Raw genomic sequence first — 21,601 nt, 5'->3', positions numbered from 1 at the left:
GCACGGAGAAGACGGCCCCGCCATGGATGACGGAGACGCAGACGCGGCAGCGGAGGCGCCGGCGCCTCCGCCCGCGAGCCGGGCGGCCAGTGCGGGCGCGGCCTGCGCCGTCCTCGCCCTCGGGGCCGCCGGCGCCGCGGGATCGGTGGCGCTGGGGCTGGGCAGCCCCGCCCAGCCCGGTCCGGGCCTGTGGCCGCTGCTGGTGAGCGCTCTGCTGGTGCTGCTGGGCGCGGTGCTGCTGGTGCAGGCCCGGGCCGGCGGCGGCGAGGCGTTCGGCCGCTCCTCACTCACCGTTGCGGCGGGCCTGGCGACCATGGCGGGGTTCGCGGCCGTGGTCGGCACGGTCGGCTTCGAGATCCCCGCGGTGGTGCTGGCCGTCATCTGGCTGCGCTTCCTGGGCGGGGAGTCGTGGCGGCTGTCGCTGATCACCGCGGTGGCCACCGTCGCGGTGTTCTACGCCGTCTTCGTGGGCGCGCTCGGCGTACCCATCCCCCACCTCTTCTAGCCGCCGGCCCGCCCGCGCACGCATCCCGTTCCCGCGCCCCCGCCCCCTCGCCTTAGGAGCGCCGATGGACTCCCTGACGCCGGTGATCGACGGGTTCGGCGTCGTCCTCGAACCGGTCAACCTCCTCTACTGCCTGATCGGCGTGGTGGTGGGCATGCTGGTGGGCGTGCTGCCCGGCCTCGGCCCGGCCGCCACCATCGCGATCCTGCTGCCGCTCACCTTCGGCATCGAGCCGGTCACCGCGATCATCATGCTCGCCGGCATCTTCTACGGCGCGCAGTACGGCGGCACCATCACCTCGGTCCTGCTGCGCCTGCCCGGCGAGGCGTCCACCGTCGTCACCGTCTTCGACGGCCACGCCATGGCCCGGCAGGGGCGGGCGGGGACCGCGCTGGGCATCGCCGCCATCGGCTCGTTCGCCGGCGGCACCCTGTCCATCGTGGTGATGACGCTCCTCGCGCCGCTGGTCGCCGCGTTCGCCCTCGACTTCGGGCCGCCCGAGTACACCGCGCTGGCGCTGCTGGGCATCCTGCTGGTCGCCTCGGTCAGCGGCGGCAGCCGCGGCAAGGCGCTCGCCGCCGCCGGCTGCGGGCTGCTGCTGGCCACCGTCGGCCGGGACACCTTCACCGGGGCCGAGCGGTTCACCTTCGATTCGCTGGCGCTCGCCGACGGCCTCGACTTCGTGCCGATCGCGATGGGCGTCTTCGGCGTCGGCGAGATCCTGTACAACCTCGAGCAGAAGAACACCGCCGCGGCCGTCCCAGGGCGCATCACCAATGTCTGGCCCAACCGCGCCGACCTGCGCGAGGCGCGCGGCGCCATCGGGCGCGGCTCGGTCCTGGGCTTCGTGCTGGGCCTGCTGCCCGGCGGCGGCGCAGTGCTGTCGTCGCTGGCCGCCTACGGGGTGGAGCGGCGGATCGCGAAGAAGCCCGAGCGGTTCGGCCGCGGCGCGATCGAGGGGGTGGCCGCGCCGGAGAGCGCCAACAACGCCGCCTCGACGTCGTCGTTCGTGCCGCTGCTGACGCTCGGCATCCCGGCCAACGCCACCATGGCGATGATCTTCGGCGCCCTGCTGATCCAGGGCGTCACGCCGGGCCCGCACCTGGTCACCGAGGAGCCCGACCTGTTCTGGGGCGTGGTGAACTCGATGTACATCGGCAACATCCTGCTGCTGGTGATGAGCATCCCGCTGGTCGGGCTGTTCGTGCGGATCCTGCGGGTGCGGGCCTCGATCCTGGCGCCGATCACCATCCTGATTACCCTCATCGGCGTCTACACCGTGCGCAACAGCGTGGCCGACATCGTGCTGGTGATCGTGTTCGGCCTGGTCGGCTACCTGATGAAGAAGTTCGGCTTCCCGCCCGGGCCGCTGGTGCTGGCCTTCGTCCTCGGGTCGCTGCTGGAGTCGTCGCTGCGCCGGTCCCTGCTGCTCTTCGGCGGCGACCCCACCGGATTCCTCACCCGCCCCATCTCGGCCGGGCTGCTCGCCCTCTTCGCCGCCGTGCTGCTCCTCCCCCTGGCCCGGGCCCTCCTGGCCCGCCGCCGGACCGCGGCCGAGGAAGGCAGCGAACGCGAGCACGCGGGATGACGCCTGCCGCGCGCCGCGCGGTTTCGCCGGGTTCGTCAAGGACACCTGCGCCTCCGGTGCCTGGGACGGGCCGGACTGACCGGGCGGCGGGCGGCCCCCGGCGCCGCCCGCTGCAGCGGTGCAGCGCCGTCAGTCGCGCTCCAGTGCGTGGCCGCAGCGGGGGCAGAAGAGGGCGTCGCGGGAGTCGGCGAGGCGGCCGCAGTCCGGGCAGACGCGGTCCAGGAGGCAGGCGGCCCCGTCGTCGTCGGTCCCGCCGCGCAGCGGGCGCCGGCGCTGCACCGCGCAGTAGGCGACGCCGCCGGGGCCGGGGTGCAGCAGCGCAGCAGTGCCGTGCGGAACCCAGCCGGGGGCGTCCGGGCCGACCTCGTGCCGCTCGCCGCCCGCCTCGAGGACCGCATGGCCGGCGGTGACGCAGACGAGGGTGTCGAGCTCGGGTTCGTCGAACACGGCCGGCGGCGCGCCCCCGGCCAGCCGGGACAGCCGGGCGTCGAGCTGGCGCGGCCGGGCGTGCAGCCGCCACGGGGCCGCGGCCGGGTGCGGGTCGGGACCGGATCGGCCTGCGGGAGCAGCGCCGGACGGGGGCGGATCGGCCGACGACGCCATGGGCACCTCCTGTGACGGGTACGGGGAAGGCTACCCCGACGGGCCCGGATAATCATCACCTGATATGCGTATTTGATAGGGTCCGGCTGTGCGGCTGACGAGATTCACGGACCTGGCGCTGCGTGCGGTCATGCGGTTGGCTGTGCCCGGCAGCGGCGCCACGCCCACCACCCGCGCCGTGGCCGAGCAGATGGGCGTCCCCTATACCCACATGGCCAAGGCCGTGGGGCGGCTGCGCGCAATGGGTGTGGTCGAGACCCGCCGCGGCAGGGGCGGCGGCCTGGCGCTGAGCGACCTGGGTGCGACCGCCTCCCTCGGCTGGCTGGTGCGCGAACTGGAAGGCGCCGACGAGGTCGTCGAGTGCGAGGGCGGCACCCCCTGCCCGCTCCGCGCCGCATGTCAGCTGCGCCGGGCACTGGCCGACGCCCAGGAGTCGTTCTACCGCACCCTCGACCCGCTGACCGTGCGCGACCTCGTCGCCGCCCCCACCGGCCCGGTCCTCGTCGCACTGTCTGCACCCGGCTGACCGCACCGCTGCCCGGGATCGCCCCAGGCGACGAAGGGACCGGGGAGCGGTCCTGCCCAGAGCTCCGCGCGCGCGACTGCCGCGCGGCCCGGGCTTCCCGGCCGCCCACCGCCCCGGCCCGCCTCCCCTCCCCTGTACTGCGGCCGTGCGGGGCACCCGCTGCCCTGCCGCAGCGCCCGCGACCCCCGCTCTCACCCGGCGGAGGGTGCGGCTCGGCTCGCAGACCCGGAGGGCCGCCCTGCCCGCTCCTGCCCGGTCCGCGCTCTCGCGGCGGCCGCGGGAGAGCCATCCCACAGGCGGATTCGGCGGCCGGCAGCCGCTCGCTGAGCCGCGGGCGGCCGCCGAAGCGCACCCAGCGCCCCGCATGGCCGGGCACACTGCGGCCGAAAGTTGCCCGGACCCCGACATCAGCCCCTAGCGGTCGGCGCCGCGCGCGCCACTGGGCCGCCGCTTCGCCGCAAAGCGCCTGCGCACAGCACGTCCACTGCTCCCCGCACCCCGCGAGAAGCCCCTCTTTCGCCGGTGGTAAATCTGAATATCATCCGCAAATTATGGAGGTGTCCGGTGCTCTCCGAACGCTCGGCCGCAACCGTCCGCGCTACGCTGCCCGCCATCGCCGAGTCCATCGACGCGATCACGCCGCTGTTCTACCGCCGCATGTTCGGCGCACGGCCGGAGCTGCTGCGCGACCTCTTCAACCGCGGCAACCAGGCCACCGGCGACCAGCCCCGCGCCCTGGCCGCGTCGATCGCCGCCTACGCCGGCTACCTCGTCGGCGACGCGCCCCGCCCCGCCGAGCTGCTCGACCGCATCGCGCACAAGCACGCCTCGCTCGGGATCGTGCCCGAGCAGTACCCGGTCGTCCACGAGCACCTGTTCGCCGCGATCGGCGAGGTGCTGGGCGACGCGCTCACCCCGGAGGCCGCCGCGGCCTGGGACGAGGTCTACTGGGCGATGGCCGGGGCGCTGATCGGCGAGGAGGCCGGCCTGTACCGCGCCGCGGGGGTGCGCGCCGGAGACGTGTGGCGCCGCCTGCGCGTCGCCGCGCGCCGCGAGGAGACCGCCGACGTGGCCGTGCTGGACCTGGTCAGCGCCGACGGAAGCCCGCTGCCGGCGGCCCGGGCCGGACAGTACGTCGCCGTGCAGGTGGCGCTGCCCGACGGGGCCCGCCAGATCCGGCAGTACAGCCTGGTGTCGGCACCCGGCGCAGGGCAGTGGACCGTGGCCGTCAAGCACGAGCGCGGCGGCCCGGCCGCTCCCGACGGCGAAGTGTCAACGCGGATCCACACGACCGTGCGCACCGGCGACACCCTCGACGTGTCGCTGCCGTTCGGCGGGCTCACCCTCCAGCCCGGCGACGGCCCGCTCCTGCTCGCCTCGGCCGGGATCGGCTGCACACCGATGACGGCGATGCTGCGCGGCCTGGTGGCCGAGGGGTCCCAGCGCCAGGTCACGGTGGTGCACGCGGACCGCTCCCCCGGAGCCCATGCCTTCGCCGCCGAGCAGGCCGGCCTCGTGGCCGCGCTGCCGGCGGCGCAGCAGGTCCTCTTCTACGAGGACCCCGGCTCCTCCGGTGCCCGGCAGGGGCTCGCCGACTTCAGCGGACTCGACCTGCCCGCGGGGCTGACCGCCTACCTGTGCGGCCCCCGCCCGTTCATGAGCGCGGCGCGCGGCGCGCTGCTGCGCGCCGGCGTCCCCGCCGCAGCGGTGCGCCACGAGACGTTCGGCCCCGACGTCCTCGATGCCGCTCCCGCTCCGGCCCTGCAGGCCGGCGGCGTCTAGCCCGGAGGAACGCCGGCGCCGTTCAGCGGCGCCGGCGGTACTGCTCGGCCTCGATGGCACCGGTCCGCTTCGCGGCCAGCCCGGCGCGCAGAGCCCGGTTGTAACCGATGACGGCGCCCACCAGAGCGGCAACACCCGCAAGCAGGAGCAGAACGTCGCCCAGGACCCAGCCGGCGGCTGCGGCCGCGATCCCGGCGCTCAGCAGCACACCGGCCCACCACCAGCGCAGGCCTCCCAGGACGATACCGCCGGCCACAGCTGAACCCACGATGGCCACGGCAATGCACAGCGCGGCGACGCTGCCGCCGGCAACCACGGTCGGGATCACCCAGGACGGCGGCGGGTCGGTGTCGGCGTAAAGCGCAATCGGAAGCCCGGCTCCGAACAGGGCGACAACCCCGACCACGAGGAGCGCAACGGCACCCAGGGTCATCTTTGCGGTGAGGCTGAGCGGCTCCGAGTAGTTGTCCAGCGTCGCCGACCAGGATCCCCACAGGATCCATCCGCCGGCGGTGAGCACCGTGCCGGCGCCCAGCGGAGCGAGGAAAAGCGGGCTCTCCATCGATCCGCCGGTCTGGCCGAGCACGATTCCGATGACGATGCTGACGCCGAGGAGCCCCAGGCCGGCCAGCGCGCCGTAGCCGAACGCCCGCTCCATGCGCCGCGCGGGGTGGTTCCGCCCGACTCCGCGCCGGATGCCCGTGCCGCTCTTGCCCATGTTCCGCCGCCGATCTCCCGCCCGCTCAGCCCACCTGGGACGCGCCGTGCACCGGCCCGGTTCCCGGCAGTGCGCCGAAGACGATCGCTGCACCCGGATCAAAGGGAATGCGCGGCGGCTGCGGCGCCCGCGCGCTGCCCTGCGCGGCGGCCGCGCACGGGGCGGGTCAGGTGTAGAGCACGTCGCATTCTTCGGCCCCGCGGAACGGCGCGAGGGCGGCGGCCTCTTCTTCGATCGCGGCGCGCAGGCGCCGGTCCAGTCCAGTGAACCCCTCCACGGTCACCTGGAGCCGGCGCCCCTTCTTCTTCGCCGTCCAGACTCCGGCGACCGCCCCGTCGGCCAGCACGGCGCCCGGCGTGTGCAAGGGCTTCCACAGGGCGCGCTGCTGGGCGCGGTCGGCGACGGCGGTGGCCCGGTCGCGCAGCTGCAGGTAGGGGTCGCTGGGCGGCAGCAGGCGCACCCCCGCGACTGGATCGGACGCTGCCAGGGCCTCCGCGTCGTTTGCGAGGATCCACCGGCGGCGGCCCTCGACGCGGCATTCCAGCAGCTCACCGCCGACCCGCTGCCATGCCTCCCGCGCGTCGGGCGGCGCGAGCCCGGTCCAGCCGGCGAACTCCGCAGGGGTGGCGGGGCCGAAGCACCGCAGGTAGCGCCGGACCAGCTCGGCGGCGGACTCGCCGGGGGTGCGCGCCGGCGCCCACTCCCCCAGCCACTCCGACACCAGCGCGAACGGGGCCGTGCCGCCCTCCCGAGGTGCCATGCACAGGCGCATGCGCAGCGTGCTGATGCGCAGCGCGAAGTGCACGATCCCCTCGCCCGCGGGCTGCCCGGCGGCGTAGGGGCCCTCCTCCTCCCACACGGCGCGCTGGTGCGGCGGCAGGTCAGCCGCGATGGCCTGGGCGATCGCGGCGCCGAGCGGGCCGATGCCGAGCCGCCGGCCGGACAGTGCACCGGGCAGCGCCGCCTCGGTCCGGCGCACCGCCTCGGCAAGGTCCATGCCGAGCCGGCCGAGGGTGGGACCGGCACCGGCGAGGAAGTCGGGCAGGCGATCGGCACGGGGCAGCATCCCGGCGGTGAAGACGTCGGCGTCGCGCACCGGCAGGAAGTAGGGGGAGCCGCGCATGCACCACGTCTGGACGAGCGTGCGGCCCGGGTCGACCGCGGCGTGGAAGTGCTCGGGGGCCAGACCGTCCAGCCGTGCCTGCGCCGCCACCGCCGCCGTCCACGGCGGACTGTTCTGTAGGCCGCACGCGCCGACCGCGCGCTCCAGTTCCGCTGCCGGGCGCCGCCGGTCCAGTCCGTGCCGGGCGAGGCGGAACCGGCGGACCTGCTCGGCATCGGCATCGATCGGGTCCATCGGCATCGGTACTCCCCCGGCGGTGCGTTGCGCGTACTGCTCGGACCGTTCCCGATGCGCACGCTGCCACCCCTGGCCAGCGGGTCCCGTCTCCGAGGCGCTGCCCTGCGGCGCCGGGGCGGCCGGGAGGGCAGGCCGCCCGCTCACCTTCCGGCGGCGCCGGCAGCGCTGAGCAGCGAGCGGGCCTGCTCCTCGACGAGACGGCGCACGACGAGAGCGGCGGGCGAGGGCCTACTGTCCCCCCGCTGCACGAGGCAGATCTCGACGGGGGCGGCGCCGCGCAGCGGGATCCAGCGCAGCCCGGGCACGTCGGTGGATGTCCTGAACGGTGCGAGCACGCCGATCCCCGCGCCATGGCTCACCATGACCTTGACGGACCGGTCCGAGACCGCCTGGACGACCACGTCGGGGTCGGCGACGTTCTCGTGCAGCCGCTCCCACATCACGGTCCCCGAGCGCATGGTGACGATCGGCCATGCCGCGAGGTCCTGCCAGGTGAGTTCGTCGCGCTGGGCGAGCAGGTGGTCCATCCGCACGACCGCGCCCAGGGGGGCAGTGAGCAGCGGTGCCCTGCGCACCCCTCCGGCGGCGGCCGCAGCGGGGGTCGAGATCACCCCGAAGTCCAGCGCCCCGTCGCGCACTCGCTCCTCGATCTCGCCCGAGGAGATTTCGGCGACGCTGAAGCGCAGGTTGGCGTGGTCGGCACGCAACCGGGCCACGACGGGAGCCACGAGGGTCTCAGCGACGACGGATATCGCACCGATCGCCACCTTTCCCTGATAGGCGCCGCCCGAGTCCGCGGCGGCTGCGCGGACGGCGTCCTCCGCCGCCACCAGGCGGGAAAGGGGTTCGATCATCGCCTGACCGGCAGCCGTGGGGCGCACCCCGTTCCGGCTGCGGGTCAGCAGGACCACGTCGAGCTCCTCTTCGAGCAGGGAGACCTGCTGCCCGTGTGTCGGCTGGCTGACTCCGCACCGCGCCGCCGCGGCCCGCAGGGACCCGGTCTCGACGGCCGCCAGAAAGTACCGCGCACGCTCGACCCTCATCCCGCCACCCTAAAGGGATTTCCTATCACCCATCCAAGGGTTTGCGATCTTCCGTGCAGGTGCAGCCGCCCTCCATCATCGGCCCATGGGCACTGTGCCCTGGGCCACTCGCCGCGTGAAAGGAAACCGCTGATGCCATCCCCACCGCTCGCGGGGGTCACCGTCCTCGATGTGTCCACCATCCTGGCCGGCCCGCTGGCAGCGACGCTCCTCGGCGAGTTCGGTGCCGATGTCATCAAGGTCGAGCAGCCGGGGACCGGAGACCCCGCCCGCGGCTACCCGCCGCTGGACGGTGGGACTTCAGCGAGCTGGGCCCTCCTCGGGCGGACCAAGCGCAGCGTCACGCTGGATCTGCACCGCCCCGGCGCCGCAGGAATCGTCGGCCGCCTGGCACGGGAAGCCGACCTCGTCGTCACCAACTTCCGCCCCGCCACCCTGCGCCGGTTCGGCATCGACTTCGACGACCTGTGCGCCTACCGCCCGGACCTGGTCATGGTGCACGTCAGCGCCTTCGGCCGGACGGGGCCCTACGCGGACCGCCCGGGGTTCGCCCGCGTCGCCGAGGGGTTCGCGGGACTGACCCACCGGACCGGCACCCCGGACGGCCCGCCGACCTTCGCGGGCTACCCGGTCGCCGACGGCGTGACCGGGATCTACGCGGCCTTCGCGGCCCTGCTCGCTCTGCGCCAACGCGACCTGACCGGAAAGGCGCAGCTCGCCGACATCCCGCTGTACGAGCCCCTGCTCCGGATGATGGAGGACTTCATCGCCGACTACAGCGCGACCGGGCACAGCGCCATGCGCCAAGGCAACCGGAATCCGCACGTCAGTCCCAACAACCTGTACCGGACCCGCGACGACTGCTGGGTCAGCATCCCCGCGTCAACCGACCGGATGTGGGAACGGCTCGTCGGCGTGATGGCCGCCCGCGACCTCGAGGTCCACTCCTCGATGGCCGACCGGGTCGCGCACCGCGCCGAGATCGAGGCCCGGGTCGCGGAGTTCGTCGGCGGCCACGACCTCGAACCGCTCCTGGCACGGCTGGACGCCGCCGGCATCGCTGCGGGGCCGGTGAATTCGGCGGAGCAGGTGTGTACCGATCCGCACATCCGGGATCGCGGCTCGATCGTCGAGCTCGAAGACGCCGACGGGCGCCGGCAACTGGTGCAGGCGCCGGCCGGACGGTTCTCCGGCTTCGCCGGAACCATCGACCCTCCGGCGCCGGCGCTGGGCGAGCACACCGCAGAGGTCCTCGGCGACCTGCTCGGACTGGCCCAGCACGAGATCGACGATCTCCGCGAACGCGGCGTCATCTGAGCGACAAGGACCCCCCATGCCCCTCGCCGACGTCTCCATCGTCCTCTTGCTCCTGCTGTTCGCAGCCACCGCCCTGCGCGGCTTCAACCTCGGGCTGGGCGCCTTCGCGGCGGCCTTTCTGATCGGCCTCGCCGCCGGGGTTCCGCCCGATGCCGTCACCGGCTTCTTCCCGGCGGACTTCTTCATCCTGATCGTCGGCGTGACCGCCCTGTTCGCCGTCGCCAAGATCAACGGCACGCTCGACTGGCTGCTGGACGGACTGCTGCGGCTCGTCAGGGGAAAGGCCGTGCTGGTCGCCCTGGTCCCGTTCGTCGCCGGCGCGCTCCTGGCAGCTTTCGGAACGCTCCCTGCCGCGGCCACGGCGATCGTCGCGCCCATCGCCCTGGGGCTGTCGGCGCGCTACGGCCTGCCGCCGCTGATGATGGCTGTTCTCGGCATCATGGGCATCCTCAGCGGCCTGCTGTCGCCCCTGGCCGTGTACGGCGTGACGGCTCGGCAGCAGGACGCCTCGCTCGGGCTCGGCCTGCCCGATCATGCTCCGGTCCTCCTGCTGGCCGGCTCCATGCTCGCCGGCATCATCGTCTGCACCGGCGCGCTGGCCGCGGCCTGCGTCCGCAATGCGCTGCCGGCAGCGGGAAGTCTGGTGCTGGCGGGTGATTCCGGAGGGAACCCGGCGGGTGGGCCAGGGGGCGCCCCGGCCGGGGCGGAGCGCGCCGAGGCCCCCAACCGGGTGGTCCTGTCGGTGACCCTCGGCGGCATGGCGGCCGTTCTCGTCCTGTCGGTGGGTTTCGACATGAACATCGGCTATCTCGGTGTCACTGCCGCCTGCCTGCAGCTGCTGATCCTTCGGATCGACCCCGCGCCCGCAGTGGCCCGGATGCCCTGGGGCATCGTCCTGCTGATCGGGGGGCTGCTCACCTACATCGGCGTGATGCAGGATCTCGGCGCGTTCGAGCGCATCAGCGACCTGCTCACGATCGAGGGTTCGGCGGCGCTCACCCTGCTCCTGCTCTGCTACATCGCCGGCATCACCTCGTTCGCGGCGAGTTCGATCGCGGTCTTCGTGACGGCCATGCCGCTTCTGCCGGCGGTCGTGGAGGCGGGGGCCTCACCCGTCGGCGCTGTGCTCACGGTGGCGCTGTCCTCGGTTGTGGTCGACATCAATCCGCTCGGTATCACCGGGGGGCTGATCCTCGGAGCGGCACCGGAGGAGACCCGGCCGGCGCTCTTCCGCCAGCTGCTGCTCTACGGCCTGGTGTCCGTCGCGGTCGGCCCCCTACTCGTCTGGGCCCTCTTCAGCTGGTGGTGACCGATCCGGTGCCGGCCGCTGATCCGCGGCGGCCGCGGCGGGCAGGGCCCGGCTGCGGCGGGCTCTGCGCTTCGCGGTTCAGGCGGCGCTGCCGCCGCGCACCGCCGCACCCGCCGAAGCCGTCCGCCTCCAGTGCCCCGGTCGTCGGGACCGGTCCCCCGGCGCGCGGCACGTCCCGGACCGGTCCCGGCCCGCCGCGCGCCGTTCCCTCCGCGCCGGCGGAAGGCGCGGATCCGGGCCGGCTAGGCCAGCGTGCCCAGCGCCGTGCCGACGAGGCCCATCGTCGCTGCACCCCAGACCAGGGCGGACACCCCGTTCCAGATCAGCACGGTGCGGCTGTTGAGGCCGGCGGCGACCATGGCGAACGAGGTGAGCGAGATGGCGAACAGGGTCGGCGCCAGCAGGCTGGCGGCCGGGATTCCCCACTTCTCCACCCGGGCGATGATCTTCTGCTGGCGGGGGCTGGGCTCGCGGCCGCGGGACCAGGTGCGGCGGGCCCGCCCGGCGAGGGCCACGGCGAGCGCCACCGCGGCCAGCGTTCCGGCCACCGCGCCGAAGAGCGCCACCGGCCAGGGCATCGCGACCACGACACCGAGAGCCGCGCCGACGTAGCTCTCCAGGAAGGGGATGGTGCCGACGGCGAAGACCGCGGCGAACTGGATGGCCCAGTGCGCCCCCTCGATCGCGCCGGCGATCCATTCGGTGAATCCGTTCATCGGGGGAACCTCCGGTGGTGGCGGTGTAAGTCAGTCTCCGACCGGAGGGGACGGCCGGGGCAGGTGCTCTCTCCTGCGCTGCCCTCATCCTGGCCGGAGGCGGGGTCCGACCGGCAGTCACGCCAGTCACCGGCCGACAATGACGGACGTCATCTGAACCGCGGGGGGCTCCGCCCCGGCGCATTCTGCGGGTGCTGCGCACCCCGCTGCCCCGCCGGCCGCGGCCGCACTGCGCCCCGCGTCCGTCAGGAGGTGAGCTCCCCCGGATTCGGCGCGCTGTCGGCCAGTTCGGCGGGCGCGGTCAGCCGCCACGCTTCGACGACCAGCTCGCCCAGCTCGTCCAGCTCGATGCCGTCCAGGTACACCACCACCCACCCGAACGACGCGGTGGTGAACTGCACCTCGAACACCTCGGGCCGCTCGGCGACCAGCGCCGCCTGCTCCGAAAGCGTCTGCTTGAGCCCCACCGTCGCCGTCCGCGGCCAGAGGTACCCGAACGTCCGCCCGCCCGTCTCCAGCACGGTGTAGCGGTCCAACTCCCGCTGCTTCACCCCCGGAAGCTTTCCCACCAGCCGCAGGAACCCCGCAATTTCAACACCCATGGCAGGAGCAAACCACACCCCGGGGACGGTCTTGTGTGGCGGAAGCCAAGCCGCACCTTTACGGCGTAGATTCAGAGCGGGTTTCTCCGGCAGTCCAGGGACACAACGCGGGGTGCCCGCCGCGGCGGGCACCCCGGACATCGGCGCGGACTGCGCGCGATCAGCTGTCGTCGGCGGCCGCTCCGTCCTCGTCGGGCAGCACCTTCGGGCAGTCGGATTGGCGTGCGACGTTGATGTCGGCGGCCTCCTGCACCTTGGCGAAGTTGCCGGCGAACTGATCGTGGACCGCGGTGTTGCCCAGGATGCGCAGCACGTTCTCGTCGTTGTTCTGCCAGGAGAGGCTGTTCCAGTTGTGGCTGCCGGTGAAGACGGCCTTGGCGCCGTCCTCGAGGTAGTGGCCGTCGATCAGCAGGTTCTTCTGGTGGGTGCCCGCGTCCTGGTTGGTGAAGCCGCGGATCGACAGGCCCTCGGGAAGTCCGCCGCTGGTCATCGCGTTGCAGGCGCCCTTGCGGATTCGGGTGGCCACGACGTCCACCGTGCAGCCCTCTTCGGCGAGATCGCGCAGCTTCTGCCCGATCGGCGCGCGGGTGAAGGACCACATGTCAACCCGGACCGTGGTGGACTGCGCCGCGCAGTCGACCTCGTTGAGGCTGTTCAGGTAGGTGTCCCGGCCCTCTCCGTCGGCACGCGGATAGAAGTAGGCCTTGGTGTCCCCGTAGATCTCCGGAGGGTTGGAGCCGTAGTAGTCGCCGTCGGGGGGCTGCTCACCGTCGGCCACGCCTTCAAGGTCGCCGAAGTAGGCGCCGTAGCGCTCATACAGGCCGCTGTTGCCGCTGGTCGTGTAGAGGCTGTTCCAGCCGCCGGTCCCGCCCACGCCAGTGCCGCTGTGGTTGTAGGAGCCGGTGGACAGCACCTCGGTGGCGCCCGATGTCTCCGAGAACAGGAAGAACTTGTTGTGCATGGCATTGCTGCCGTTGCAGCCGGCCCGCTCCCCTCCCGGGGGGCCGTCGTCGCAGATCTTGACCCAGGTCGCGTCGTCGCCGTCGTCGGCCAGCGCGGCCTCCAGCCGGGCGAAGTCGTCGTCCTCGCCGTCCTTGCGGGTGCCGTGGTCGACGAGGACCTGCACCTGCACGCCGCGGTCCACCGCGGCGCGCTCCAGCGCGGAGGTGATCTCGTGATCCCGCAGCCGGTACTGGGCCACCCGGATCGTCGAGCCGTCCTCGGCTCCGTCGATCAGCTCCTCGAGCTCGGTGATGATCTCCGTGCCATTCGCGTCCCCACCGGGCTCGTTGAACGTCGCTTCAGTGGCCTGCAGCGCGTCGCCGCCGGCATCGGCGGACGCTGCCCCCACCGCCCCCGCCACCAGCACAGCGGCGGCCCCCGCCGCCGCTAATCCCCTCGCCCGCCCCACTCCTCCGAACATGGCCACTCCCTCTCCCCGCACCCCAGCGGCGACGCTCCGTAACCAACGCCGCCACTGTGCCCCACCCGCCTTACGGACCCCTTACACCCGGCACCCCAGGAGGTTCCCCACAAAAAAGACCCCCTGCCACCTGGGCAGAGGGTCACAGCATCAGCATTCACCGCTCCAGCGTGTCCCTCCCCAGCGCGCGGTCGACGCTGTCCCACACCGCAACCCGCCGGTCCAGCGAGGTGACGTGCAAGACCTTGGCGATGTGGCGCGACGGCGCAGCCACGGCGATGCCGATTCCGGCAGCCGAGGCGGTCTCGTGGGCAGAAATGAGGACCTGGAGTCCGCTGGAGTCGATGAAGCGGACCTCGGTGAAGTCGAGCACCAGGCGGTTGGGCGCTTGCGCGAGCGCCGCCTCGAGCGCGGTCCGGAACGACTCCTGGGACCCGAGGTCGATCTCTCCGCGCAGGGCCACGATCGCCGCGCCGCCTCGCGTGGCGAGGTTGGCGGTCAGTTCGGGCACGGTCGCGTCGAGCTGCGCTTCCCGCGGCTGCGGCGCTGACGGCACGCCGCTGCCAGCCGCCGCTCCGATCTCACGCTGGTCCACTCCTGCTCCCCTCCCGTCCCCCATCGGGACAGCCTCCGCTCGGAGACAACGCCTCGCCGTGCCCTTGTTGTTCCACATGCGAACCCTGAGATGACCCCGAGATGCTCCCGCTCCCCAGTAGGGGCACCCTCTCCCCGCGGCCACACGGGCCTCCGAAGCACCTCGGCCTTCCCTGCTCCGCCCTACTGCGCCATCCCCACGATGGAACGTCGGTGATATCGCACATGGTCAAGGTTAATGTAATGGCGGCGATCCACGCGCAGCTGGGATATAACTACTCCACCATTGAGCGCATCCACCACCCGCATGTCATCCGTGATGTAAATCGCCATAAAATCAAACCTCTGATGATCGTTGGGGCAGAGGCAGAGCATATTACTCTCATCATCTGGACCGTTATGCGGTCGACTCAGTGGTCGAATATGCGCCCCATTACTAAACCCGCCATTGGGGAGCATGATCACCTCACCGCACACCTGACAGTGATTTTCGTACCAGCTTTTCACGCGACGCACTACCGCAGGATCCCGGACGAATTTAATTATTCGGCGCACGGCCCAACTGGGCGAGCCCCCGTCGGAAGCGGCCTGCGCAGAAGTCCCCACAGCGGCATCCACACCCCCTGCGTCACCCACACTCCCTTGCACACCGGAGCCCACCGGAGTGTTCGGATTCTCGGCCTCAAGGAGGAACTGACAGACACGAAATCCGTCACTTCTGCGCTTGTACCAACTATCCGAAACCCAATAGAGACCATCGTAGCGATACCACGGATCGGGCTTCGGCTTAATTTGGCGAATCACCCGAACGGGAAGGCCCTCCTGCTGACTTTTAATCAGCGCGGCATTTCCAGAAACAGCGAAATCCTGGTCCTCAATCTGCTTCTTAGTGCGGGGATCACGCCCACCCTGGCCCGTGTATGTGATGACGTCGCCGTCATCACCGTCGTCCTCGTAGCCTCCACTCAGAACGATGGCGTCCGCCCCCTCATGCGGGGTTCCCGAGATCCCGGCCCGCAGGTGCCCGTGGAGACCGGCCGCCTTCACCGATTCCCTCAATTTGTACACCGTTCCCACAGGCTGATTGGGGATCTCACCAAAACGGCGTTGGTAATCATTCTTTTGAGCCATGACGTGAGCATGCCATGGTCGGCTACTCGCGGCGAGAGGCACTTGTTCACCCGACCGCACACCACGCTTGGCCACCGAGAGTATCGGTGGAAACACCATCTGCAACTCGGGCACGGCAGGGCGGCTCCGGGGCCTTTGTGTGGTTTCCACAAGGCGGGGTGGGCGGCCTTCGGTGGGTCCGGCATGGCGCGGGGGGTGGGGGACGCGGAAAGGTGAAGTCCGGAGAGGTCCGCCGGGGGGCGGGCCGTTCGACGTTCAGGAGGGCTCGGTCGGTGTTCAGTCGTATCGCCATCGTCAACCGCGGTGAGGCCGCCATGCGGCTCATCCATGCCGTCCGCGATCTCGCGGCGGAGACCGGGAGCCGCGTGGAGACCGTGGCCCTGTACACCGACGCCGACCGCCGGGCCGCGTTCGTGCGCGAGGCCGACATCGCCTACGACCTGGGGCCCGCCTCGGCGCGGCCCTACCTCGACCTGAAGGCGCTGGAGACGGCGCTGACCGCCACCGGTGCCGACGCGGCGTGGGTCGGCTGGGGCTTCGTGGCCGAGGACCCCGCGTTCGCCGAGCTCTGCCGCGACCTCGGCATTGCCTTCATCGGGCCCGACCCCGAGGCCATGCGCCGGCTGGGCGACAAGATCGGCGCCAAGCTGCTGGCCGAGGAGGTCGGCGTGCCGGTCGCGCCGTGGAGCCGCGGCGCCGTGGAGAGCCTGGAGGACGCGCTGGCCGCGGCCGAGCGCATCGGCTATCCGCTGATGCTCAAGGCCGCCGCGGGCGGCGGCGGGCGCGGCATCCGCGTCATCACCGGCAAGGACGAGCTCGCCGGCGCCTATGACCGCACCGCTGAGGAGGCCGCGCGCGCCTTCGGCAGCGGCACCGTCTTCCTGGAGCGCCTGGTCACCGGCGCCCGGCACGTCGAGGTGCAGGTCATCGCCGACGGCCAGGGCACCGCGTGGGCGCTGGGCGTGCGCGACTGCTCGGTGCAGCGGCGCAATCAGAAGATCATCGAGGAGTCGGCGTCGCCGGTCCTCGATGCTGCCCAGGTCGCCGAGCTCAAGGGCTCGGCCGAGCGGCTGGCCGTCGCCGTCGGCTACCGCGGCGCCGCCACCGTGGAGTTCCTCTACCACCCCGGCGAGAAGCTGTTCGCCTTCCTCGAAGTCAACACCCGCCTCCAGGTCGAGCACCCGATCACCGAGTCCACCACCGGCACCGACCTGGTCAAGGCGCAGCTGCACGTCGCCTCCGGCGGGCGGCTGGAAGGCGCGCCGCCCGCCGAGCGCGGCCACGCTGTGGAAGCCCGGCTCAACGCCGAGGACCCCGACCGCGACTTCGCCCCCTCCCCCGGCCGCATCTCCCGCCTCGACCTGCCGACCGGGCCCGGAATCCGGGTGGACACCGGCGTCGAGGAGGGCGATTCGATCCCCTCCGACTTCGACTCGATGATCGCCAAGATCATCGCCCACGGCAGCGACCGCGAGGAGGCCCTGGGCCGGCTGCGCCGCGCCATGGCCAAGACCACGGTCGTCATCGAGGGCGGGGCCACCAACAAGAGCTTCGTGCTGGACCTGCTGGACCGGCCCGAGGTGGTGGGCGCCACCGCCGACACCGGCTGGATCGACCGGGTGCGCGCCGAGGGCGGGCTGACCACCGACCGCCACTCCGGTGCCGCGCTGGCCGCGGCCGCCATCGAGGCCTACGAAGAGGCCGAGGACATCGCGCGGCGCCGCCTGTTCACCACCGCATTCGGCGGCCGCCCGCAGGCCAGCCTGGACAGCAGCCGCCCGATGGACCTCAAGCTGCGCGGTGCCGGCTACCGGGTGCGGGTCGCCCGCACCGGTGCGCAGCGCTTCCGCGCAGGCATCTCCGCCGGCGGCGGAGAGGAGCGCACCGCCGACGTGGAGATCGAGCGGTTCGACCGGCACACCGGCCGGATCACCGTCAACGGCGAGCGGTTCCGGCTGCTGTCGGACACCCACGGCCCCATCCACCTCGTCGAGGTCGACGGAGTCACCCACCGCGTCGGCCACGACGAGGGCGGCGTGCTGCGCGCCCCCACTCCGGCACTGGTGGTGGCCACGCCGCTGCAGGTCGGCGACGAGGTCGAGGCCGACGCCCCCGTCCTCGTGCTGGAGAGCATGAAGATGGAGACGGTGCTGCGCGCCCCCTTCGCCGCACGGCTCACCGAATGCTCGGTCGCCGTGGGCAGCCAGGTCGAGGCCAACGCGCCGCTGCTGCGGCTGGAGCCGCTGGGCGACACGGGCGACGCCGGTGCCGGAGCGGCGCCGGCCCCGGTCGACATCGACCTGCCGGCGGCGGCCGAGCCCGGCTCCGGCGACCGGCTGGCCCGCTGCGGCGAGGACCTGCGCGCCCTGCTGCTCGGCTTCGACGGCGAGCCCGGTGCCGACGGCCGCGTCCTGCAGGACTACCTGGCCGCGCGGCGCAGCGCGGCCCGGCCGCCGCTGGCCGAGGAGCTGGCGCTGATCAGCGTCTTCGCCGACATGGCCGCGCTCACCCAGAACCGGCCCGCCAGCGAGGACGCCTCCGCCGGCCGGGTCCAGTCGGCGCGCGAGTACTTCCACACCTACCTGCAGAGCCTCGACGCCGAGCGGGGCGGCCTGCCCACCGCCTTCCAGGACCGGCTGGCCACCGTGCTCGCCCACTACGGCGTCACCGACCTGGAGCGCACCGAGCAGCTGGAGGGTGCGGTCTTCCGCGTCTTCCTGGCCCAGCAGGACCTGCCGGCGCATGCGGCCTCCGTCGCGGCGCTGCTGCGCACCTGGCTCACTGACAGCCCGCCCGACTCCACCCTGCGCGAGCCGGCCGGCCTCGCCTTGGAGCGGCTGGTCGCGGCCGCCCAGGTGAACTTCCCGGCGGTGGCCGACCTCGCGCGCGGCGTCGTCTTCGCCTGGTTCGGCCAGCCCACGCTGCGCCGCGCCCGCGCCCGCGTCTACGCCGACGTGCGCCGGCACCTGCGCCACTTGGACGCCCACCCCGACGCCGCGGACCGCTCCGAGCGCATCGCCGAGATGGTGCGCAGCACCGAGCCGCTCGTGCGGGTGCTGGGGCAGCGCATCGTGCGCGGCGACCGGGACGACACGGCGCTGCTGGAGGTGCTCACCCGCCGCTACTACGGCAACCGGGCGATCCGCAGCATCGGCGTGCACGCCGCCGGCGGCTGCACGTTCGTGGTCGCCGAGCGGGCGGAGTCGCGGGTGGTCACCGCGGCTGTGGGCTTCGACGGCCTCGGCGCCGCGCTGGACGGGCTCGCCGGACTCGCTGCCGGCGCGCCCTCGGTCGACGCCGACATCTACCTGTCCTGGGAGGGCCAGCCCGAGGACACCGACGCCCTCGCCAGCGCGCTGCAGGAGGCGGTCGACGCGCATCCGATGCCGGCGGGCGTGGAGCGGATCACCGCGACCGTGGCCGGCCGCGGCGGCGCCGTCATGCACCACCACTTCACCTTCCGGCCGGCCGGGGAGGGGATGGCTGAGCAGCGGCTCTTCCGCGGCCTGCACCCCACCATCGCGCAGCGGATGCAGCTGGAGCGGTTCAACCGGTTCGACCTGACGCGGCTTCCCTCGGCCGACGAGGAGGTGTACCTGTTCCGCTGCGTCGCCCGGGACAACGCCGACGACGACCGGCTCCTCGCGATGGCGCAGGTGCGCGACCTCACCGAGCTGCGCGAGCAGGACGGCCGGCTGGTCTCGCTGCCCACCGCGGAGTACACGCTGGCCGCCTGCCTGGACGCCGTCCGGCGCGCACACGCCCAGCGGCCGTCCCGCAAGCGGGTCGCCACCAACCGGATCGTGCTCTACGTCTGGCCCACCAGCGACATCAGCCGGCCGGAGCTGCAGATGCTCGCCGACCGGGTGCTGCCCACGGTCAAGGGCGCCGGCCTGGAGGAGATCCTCTTCATCGGCCGCCAGCGCGACCCGGTCACCGGCGCGGCCACCGAGATCTCCGCCCGGATCGGCTTCGACGCGACCGGCGCGGCCGAGATCGCCGTCGGCCCGCCCGCGACCGACACGGTGGAGCCGGTCGACGCCTACCGGCAGAAGGTGCTGCGCGCCGCGCGCCGCAACACCGTCTACCCCTACGAGCTGACCGGCCTGCTGGGCGACTTCACCGAGTACGACCTGGACGGGGCCGGCGCCCTGGCGCCGGTCGAGCGGCCGAAGGGGCGCAACACGGCGGCCATCGTGGCCGGCGTGGTCTCCACGGCGACCGAGCGGCATCCGCAGGGCGTCACCCGCGTCGTGCTGCTGGGCGACCCCACGAAGGCGCTGGGCGCGCTGTCGGAGGCGGAGTGCCGCCGCGTCATCGCCGCCCTCGACCTGGCCGAGCAGATGCAGGTTCCGCTGGAGTGGTACGCGCTCTCGGCCGGCGCCCGGATCTCGATGGAGTCGGGCACCGAGAACATGGACTGGGTGGCGGCCGCGCTGAAGCGGATCGTGGAGTTCACCCAGGACGGCGGCGAGATCAACATCGTCGTGGCCGGGATCAACGTCGGCGCCCAGCCCTACTGGAACGCCGAAGCCACGATGCTCATGCACACCAAGGGCATCCTGGTGATGACGCCGGACTCGGCCATGGTCCTCACCGGCAAGCAGTCGCTGGACTTCTCCGGGGGCGTCTCGGCCGAGGACAACGTCGGCATCGGCGGCTACGACCGGGTGATGGGCCCCAACGGGCAGGCGCAGTACTGGGCGCCCGACCTGGCCGGCGCGCGCGATGTGCTGATGGCCCACTACGAGCACTCCTACGTCGCCCCGGGCGAGTCGGCACCGCGGACCGCGCCCACCGCCGACCCGCACGACCGCGACGTCTCCCCCTACCCGCACCAGGCCGAGGGCAGCGACTTCGCCACCGTGGGCGAGATCTTCTCGCCCGCGGCCAACCCGGACCGCAAGAAGCCCTTCGACATCCGCACCGTGATGCGCGCACTGTCCGACCAGGACCATCCGGTGCTGGAGCGCTGGGCGGGGATGGCCGACGCCGAGACGGCCGTCGTGCAGGACGTCCACCTCGGCGGTACGCCGGTGTGCCTGCTGGGCATCGAGTCGCAGCCGGTGGCGCGGCATGGCTTCCCGCCCACCGACGGCCCCGGCTCCTACACCGCGGGCACCCTGTTCCCGCGGTCGTCGAAGAAGGCGGCGCGGGCGATCAACGCGGCCAGCGGCAACCGGCCGCTGGTGGTGCTGGCGAACCTGTCGGGCTTCGACGGCTCACCGGAGTCGATGCGCAAGCTGCAGCTGGAGTACGGCGCGGAGATCGGCCGCGCCATCGTGAACTTCCGCGGCCCCATCGTGTTCTGCGTGATCTCGCGGTACCACGGCGGCGCGTTCGTGGTGTTCTCCAAGGCGCTCAACCCGCAGATGACGGTGCTGGCGGTGGACGGGTCGTTCGCGTCGGTGCTGGGCGGTGCCCCGGCGGCCGCCGTGGTGTTCTCCGGCGAGGTGGACTCCCGCACCGCGGCCGATGCCCGGGTGCAGGAGTTGGAGGCGCAGGTGGCCGCGGCGTCGGGCGCGGAGCGGGCCGAGCTCGCCGCCGAGCTGGACGGCGTGCGCTCGTCGGTGCGCGCCGAGAAGCTGGGCGAGGTCGCCGCCGAGTTCGACCAGGTGCACGACATCCGCCGGGCCGTCGAGGTCGGCTCGGTGGACGCCGTGATCCGCGCCGCCGAACTGCGCCCCCGCATCATCGGCGCCATTGCCCGCCAGGACTGAGGCGCAGGGTCTGCGGCGCGGTGCGCCCCGGCAGCCGCTGGCTGCCGGGGCGCACCGCTGTCCGATGGCTGCGCTGGCCGGTGGGGGTCAGGGCGCAGGCGCGGAGCCGCCGCGGCTTCAGTTGCGGGGCCGCGTGCGCATGATGTTCATGCAGACAGCGTCGAAGACCTTGGTGCCGTCCTGATTGTGCAGCTGGACGCGGGTGCGCAGCAGGCCGCGGTCGGGCTTGGCGGAGGAGGGGCGCGCCTCCACGACCTCGGTGCGCAGCCGCAGCCGGTCGCCGGGGCGGACCGGCGCGGTCCACCGCAGCTCGTCGATGCCGGGGCCGCCCCTGCTGGCCTGCTGCGAGAGGTACTGGTCGACGTAGAGCCGCATCATGGCGCCGGCGGTCTGCCACCCGCTGGCCACGAGCCCGCCGAACGGGCCCTCCGCGGCCGCCTCGGCATCCAGGTGGAAGTACTGGGGGTCGTAGCGCTGGGCGTAGGAGACGATGTCGTCGGCACTGACGGCGAACTCCCCGCCGAACTCGGTCACCTCGCCGACCGGGTAGTCCTCCAGGTACCGCTCGGCAAAGGCAGCCCGGCCGCTTGGGCCGGTCTCCCCAGGTTCGACGCGCACGTTTCCTCCCGGTGTCCGCAGGGGCCAAGCAGCGGCGAGGCTACCA

General features: G+C 72.8%; 17 protein-coding genes. 7 read left to right on the top strand and 10 right to left on the bottom strand.

Going from position 1 to position 21,601, the window contains the following annotated elements; all coding sequences use genetic code 11:
- Positions 1-22 precede the first annotated feature (22 nt).
- Together ACYVGT_RS01895 and ACYVGT_RS01890 are read left to right on the top strand one after the other, a co-directional pair.
- Positions 23-505: a tripartite tricarboxylate transporter TctB family protein gene (locus tag ACYVGT_RS01895; protein ID WP_460854580.1), complete on the top strand. Its 483-nt coding sequence runs from the start codon at positions 23-25 to the stop codon at positions 503-505.
- 64 nt (positions 506-569) lie between these two features.
- Positions 570-2,093, top strand: coding sequence for a tripartite tricarboxylate transporter permease (locus tag ACYVGT_RS01890; RefSeq protein WP_460854579.1), 1,524 nt, complete (start codon positions 570-572; stop codon positions 2,091-2,093).
- A gap of 129 nt (positions 2,094-2,222) precedes the next feature.
- Here the strand turns inward: ACYVGT_RS01890 and ACYVGT_RS01885 are convergent, their stop codons facing one another.
- Entirely contained in the window at positions 2,223-2,696 is a 474-nt protein-coding gene (locus ACYVGT_RS01885) for a hypothetical protein (RefSeq protein ID WP_460854578.1), read from the bottom strand.
- 88 nt (positions 2,697-2,784) lie between these two features.
- Here ACYVGT_RS01885 and ACYVGT_RS01880 point away from each other — a divergent pair, with 88 nt between their 5' ends.
- Both ACYVGT_RS01880 and ACYVGT_RS01875 read left to right on the top strand, forming a co-directional pair.
- Positions 2,785-3,222: an RrF2 family transcriptional regulator gene (locus tag ACYVGT_RS01880; protein ID WP_460854577.1), complete on the top strand. Its 438-nt coding sequence runs from the start codon at positions 2,785-2,787 to the stop codon at positions 3,220-3,222.
- A 564-nt stretch (positions 3,223-3,786) separates the two neighbouring features.
- Positions 3,787-5,004 carry a globin domain-containing protein gene (locus ACYVGT_RS01875; protein WP_460854576.1) on the top strand — a complete coding sequence of 406 codons (1,218 nt, stop codon included), beginning with the start codon at positions 3,787-3,789 and terminating at the stop codon, positions 5,002-5,004.
- A gap of 22 nt (positions 5,005-5,026) precedes the next feature.
- Here ACYVGT_RS01875 and ACYVGT_RS01870 read toward each other — a convergent pair whose 3' ends face one another.
- The 3 genes from ACYVGT_RS01870 to ACYVGT_RS01860 all read right to left on the bottom strand — a co-directional run bounded on the left by ACYVGT_RS01870 (position 5,027) and on the right by ACYVGT_RS01860 (position 8,125).
- Entirely contained in the window at positions 5,027-5,722 is a 696-nt protein-coding gene (locus ACYVGT_RS01870) for a hypothetical protein (protein WP_460854575.1), read from the bottom strand.
- 166 nt (positions 5,723-5,888) lie between these two features.
- A complete protein-coding gene (locus ACYVGT_RS01865) occupies positions 5,889-7,085 on the bottom strand; it encodes a winged helix DNA-binding domain-containing protein (RefSeq protein ID WP_460854574.1) in 1,197 nt (398 codons plus the stop codon).
- Between the two features lie 137 nt (positions 7,086-7,222).
- Complete coding sequence (locus ACYVGT_RS01860) at positions 7,223-8,125, bottom strand: LysR family transcriptional regulator (RefSeq protein ID WP_460854573.1); 903 nt, start codon at positions 8,123-8,125, stop codon at positions 7,223-7,225.
- 132 nt (positions 8,126-8,257) lie between these two features.
- Between ACYVGT_RS01860 and ACYVGT_RS01855 the strand changes: the two genes are divergently transcribed.
- The gene (locus ACYVGT_RS01855) at positions 8,258-9,442 is read left to right on the top strand and encodes a CaiB/BaiF CoA transferase family protein (protein ID WP_460854572.1); all 1,185 of its coding nucleotides are present in this window, start codon (positions 8,258-8,260) and stop codon (positions 9,440-9,442) included.
- A 16-nt stretch (positions 9,443-9,458) separates the two neighbouring features.
- Complete coding sequence (locus ACYVGT_RS01850) at positions 9,459-10,751, top strand: SLC13 family permease (RefSeq protein ID WP_460854571.1); 1,293 nt, start codon at positions 9,459-9,461, stop codon at positions 10,749-10,751.
- 242 nt (positions 10,752-10,993) lie between these two features.
- On the opposite strand, the gene ACYVGT_RS01845 is transcribed toward ACYVGT_RS01850, so the two are convergent.
- From ACYVGT_RS01845 to ACYVGT_RS01825, 5 genes are all read right to left on the bottom strand, one after another.
- Entirely contained in the window at positions 10,994-11,467 is a 474-nt protein-coding gene (locus tag ACYVGT_RS01845; RefSeq protein ID WP_460854570.1) for a hypothetical protein, read from the bottom strand.
- Positions 11,468-11,712: 245 nt separating this feature from the next.
- Positions 11,713-12,069, bottom strand: coding sequence for an MmcQ/YjbR family DNA-binding protein (locus ACYVGT_RS01840; RefSeq protein ID WP_460854569.1), 357 nt, complete (start codon positions 12,067-12,069; stop codon positions 11,713-11,715).
- A 160-nt stretch (positions 12,070-12,229) separates the two neighbouring features.
- Positions 12,230-13,492, bottom strand: coding sequence for a phospholipase D-like domain-containing protein (locus ACYVGT_RS01835; RefSeq protein WP_460854626.1), 1,263 nt, complete (start codon positions 13,490-13,492; stop codon positions 12,230-12,232).
- Positions 13,493-13,649: 157 nt separating this feature from the next.
- Positions 13,650-14,087: an STAS domain-containing protein gene (locus tag ACYVGT_RS01830; RefSeq protein WP_460854568.1), complete on the bottom strand. Its 438-nt coding sequence runs from the start codon at positions 14,085-14,087 to the stop codon at positions 13,650-13,652.
- A 182-nt stretch (positions 14,088-14,269) separates the two neighbouring features.
- Positions 14,270-15,217 (bottom strand): YDG/SRA domain-containing protein, encoded by a 948-nt coding sequence (locus ACYVGT_RS01825; RefSeq protein WP_460854567.1) that lies wholly within the window; start codon positions 15,215-15,217, stop codon positions 14,270-14,272.
- A 272-nt stretch (positions 15,218-15,489) separates the two neighbouring features.
- Between ACYVGT_RS01825 and ACYVGT_RS01820 the strand changes: the two genes are divergently transcribed.
- Positions 15,490-20,937 (top strand): ATP-binding protein, encoded by a 5,448-nt coding sequence (locus ACYVGT_RS01820; RefSeq protein WP_460854566.1) that lies wholly within the window; start codon positions 15,490-15,492, stop codon positions 20,935-20,937.
- A gap of 117 nt (positions 20,938-21,054) precedes the next feature.
- Here ACYVGT_RS01820 and ACYVGT_RS01815 read toward each other — a convergent pair whose 3' ends face one another.
- On the bottom strand, positions 21,055-21,555 hold the full coding sequence (locus ACYVGT_RS01815) for a MaoC family dehydratase (RefSeq protein ID WP_460854565.1): 501 nt from the start codon (positions 21,553-21,555) through the stop codon (positions 21,055-21,057).
- Between the last annotated feature and the right edge of the window lie 46 nt (positions 21,556-21,601).

Source organism: Nocardiopsis coralliicola, from assembly GCF_054779695.1.
The sequence above is the reverse complement of the archived record's forward strand: the minus strand, read 5'-3'. Positions and strand labels throughout refer to the sequence as shown.

What these genes read in the sequence shown, in the direction of transcription:
- ACYVGT_RS01895 (WP_460854580.1), top strand. Translation starts at nt 23, where the DNA reads ATGGATGACGGAGACGCAGACGCGGCAGCGGAGGCGCCGGCGCCTCCG.
- ACYVGT_RS01890 (WP_460854579.1), top strand. Translation starts at nt 570, where the DNA reads ATGGACTCCCTGACGCCGGTGATCGACGGGTTCGGCGTCGTCCTCGAA.
- ACYVGT_RS01885 (WP_460854578.1), bottom strand. Translation starts at nt 2,696, where the DNA reads ATGGCGTCGTCGGCCGATCCGCCCCCGTCCGGCGCTGCTCCCGCAGGC.
- ACYVGT_RS01870 (WP_460854575.1), bottom strand. Translation starts at nt 5,722, where the DNA reads ATGGGCAAGAGCGGCACGGGCATCCGGCGCGGAGTCGGGCGGAACCAC.
- ACYVGT_RS01865 (WP_460854574.1), bottom strand. Translation starts at nt 7,085, where the DNA reads ATGCCGATGGACCCGATCGATGCCGATGCCGAGCAGGTCCGCCGGTTC.
- ACYVGT_RS01860 (WP_460854573.1), bottom strand. Translation starts at nt 8,125, where the DNA reads ATGAGGGTCGAGCGTGCGCGGTACTTTCTGGCGGCCGTCGAGACCGGG.
- ACYVGT_RS01855 (WP_460854572.1), top strand. Translation starts at nt 8,258, where the DNA reads ATGCCATCCCCACCGCTCGCGGGGGTCACCGTCCTCGATGTGTCCACC.
- ACYVGT_RS01850 (WP_460854571.1), top strand. Translation starts at nt 9,459, where the DNA reads ATGCCCCTCGCCGACGTCTCCATCGTCCTCTTGCTCCTGCTGTTCGCA.
- ACYVGT_RS01845 (WP_460854570.1), bottom strand. Translation starts at nt 11,467, where the DNA reads ATGAACGGATTCACCGAATGGATCGCCGGCGCGATCGAGGGGGCGCAC.
- ACYVGT_RS01840 (WP_460854569.1), bottom strand. Translation starts at nt 12,069, where the DNA reads ATGGGTGTTGAAATTGCGGGGTTCCTGCGGCTGGTGGGAAAGCTTCCG.
- ACYVGT_RS01835 (WP_460854626.1), bottom strand. Translation starts at nt 13,492, where the DNA reads ATGTTCGGAGGAGTGGGGCGGGCGAGGGGATTAGCGGCGGCGGGGGCC.
- ACYVGT_RS01825 (WP_460854567.1), bottom strand. Translation starts at nt 15,217, where the DNA reads ATGGCTCAAAAGAATGATTACCAACGCCGTTTTGGTGAGATCCCCAAT.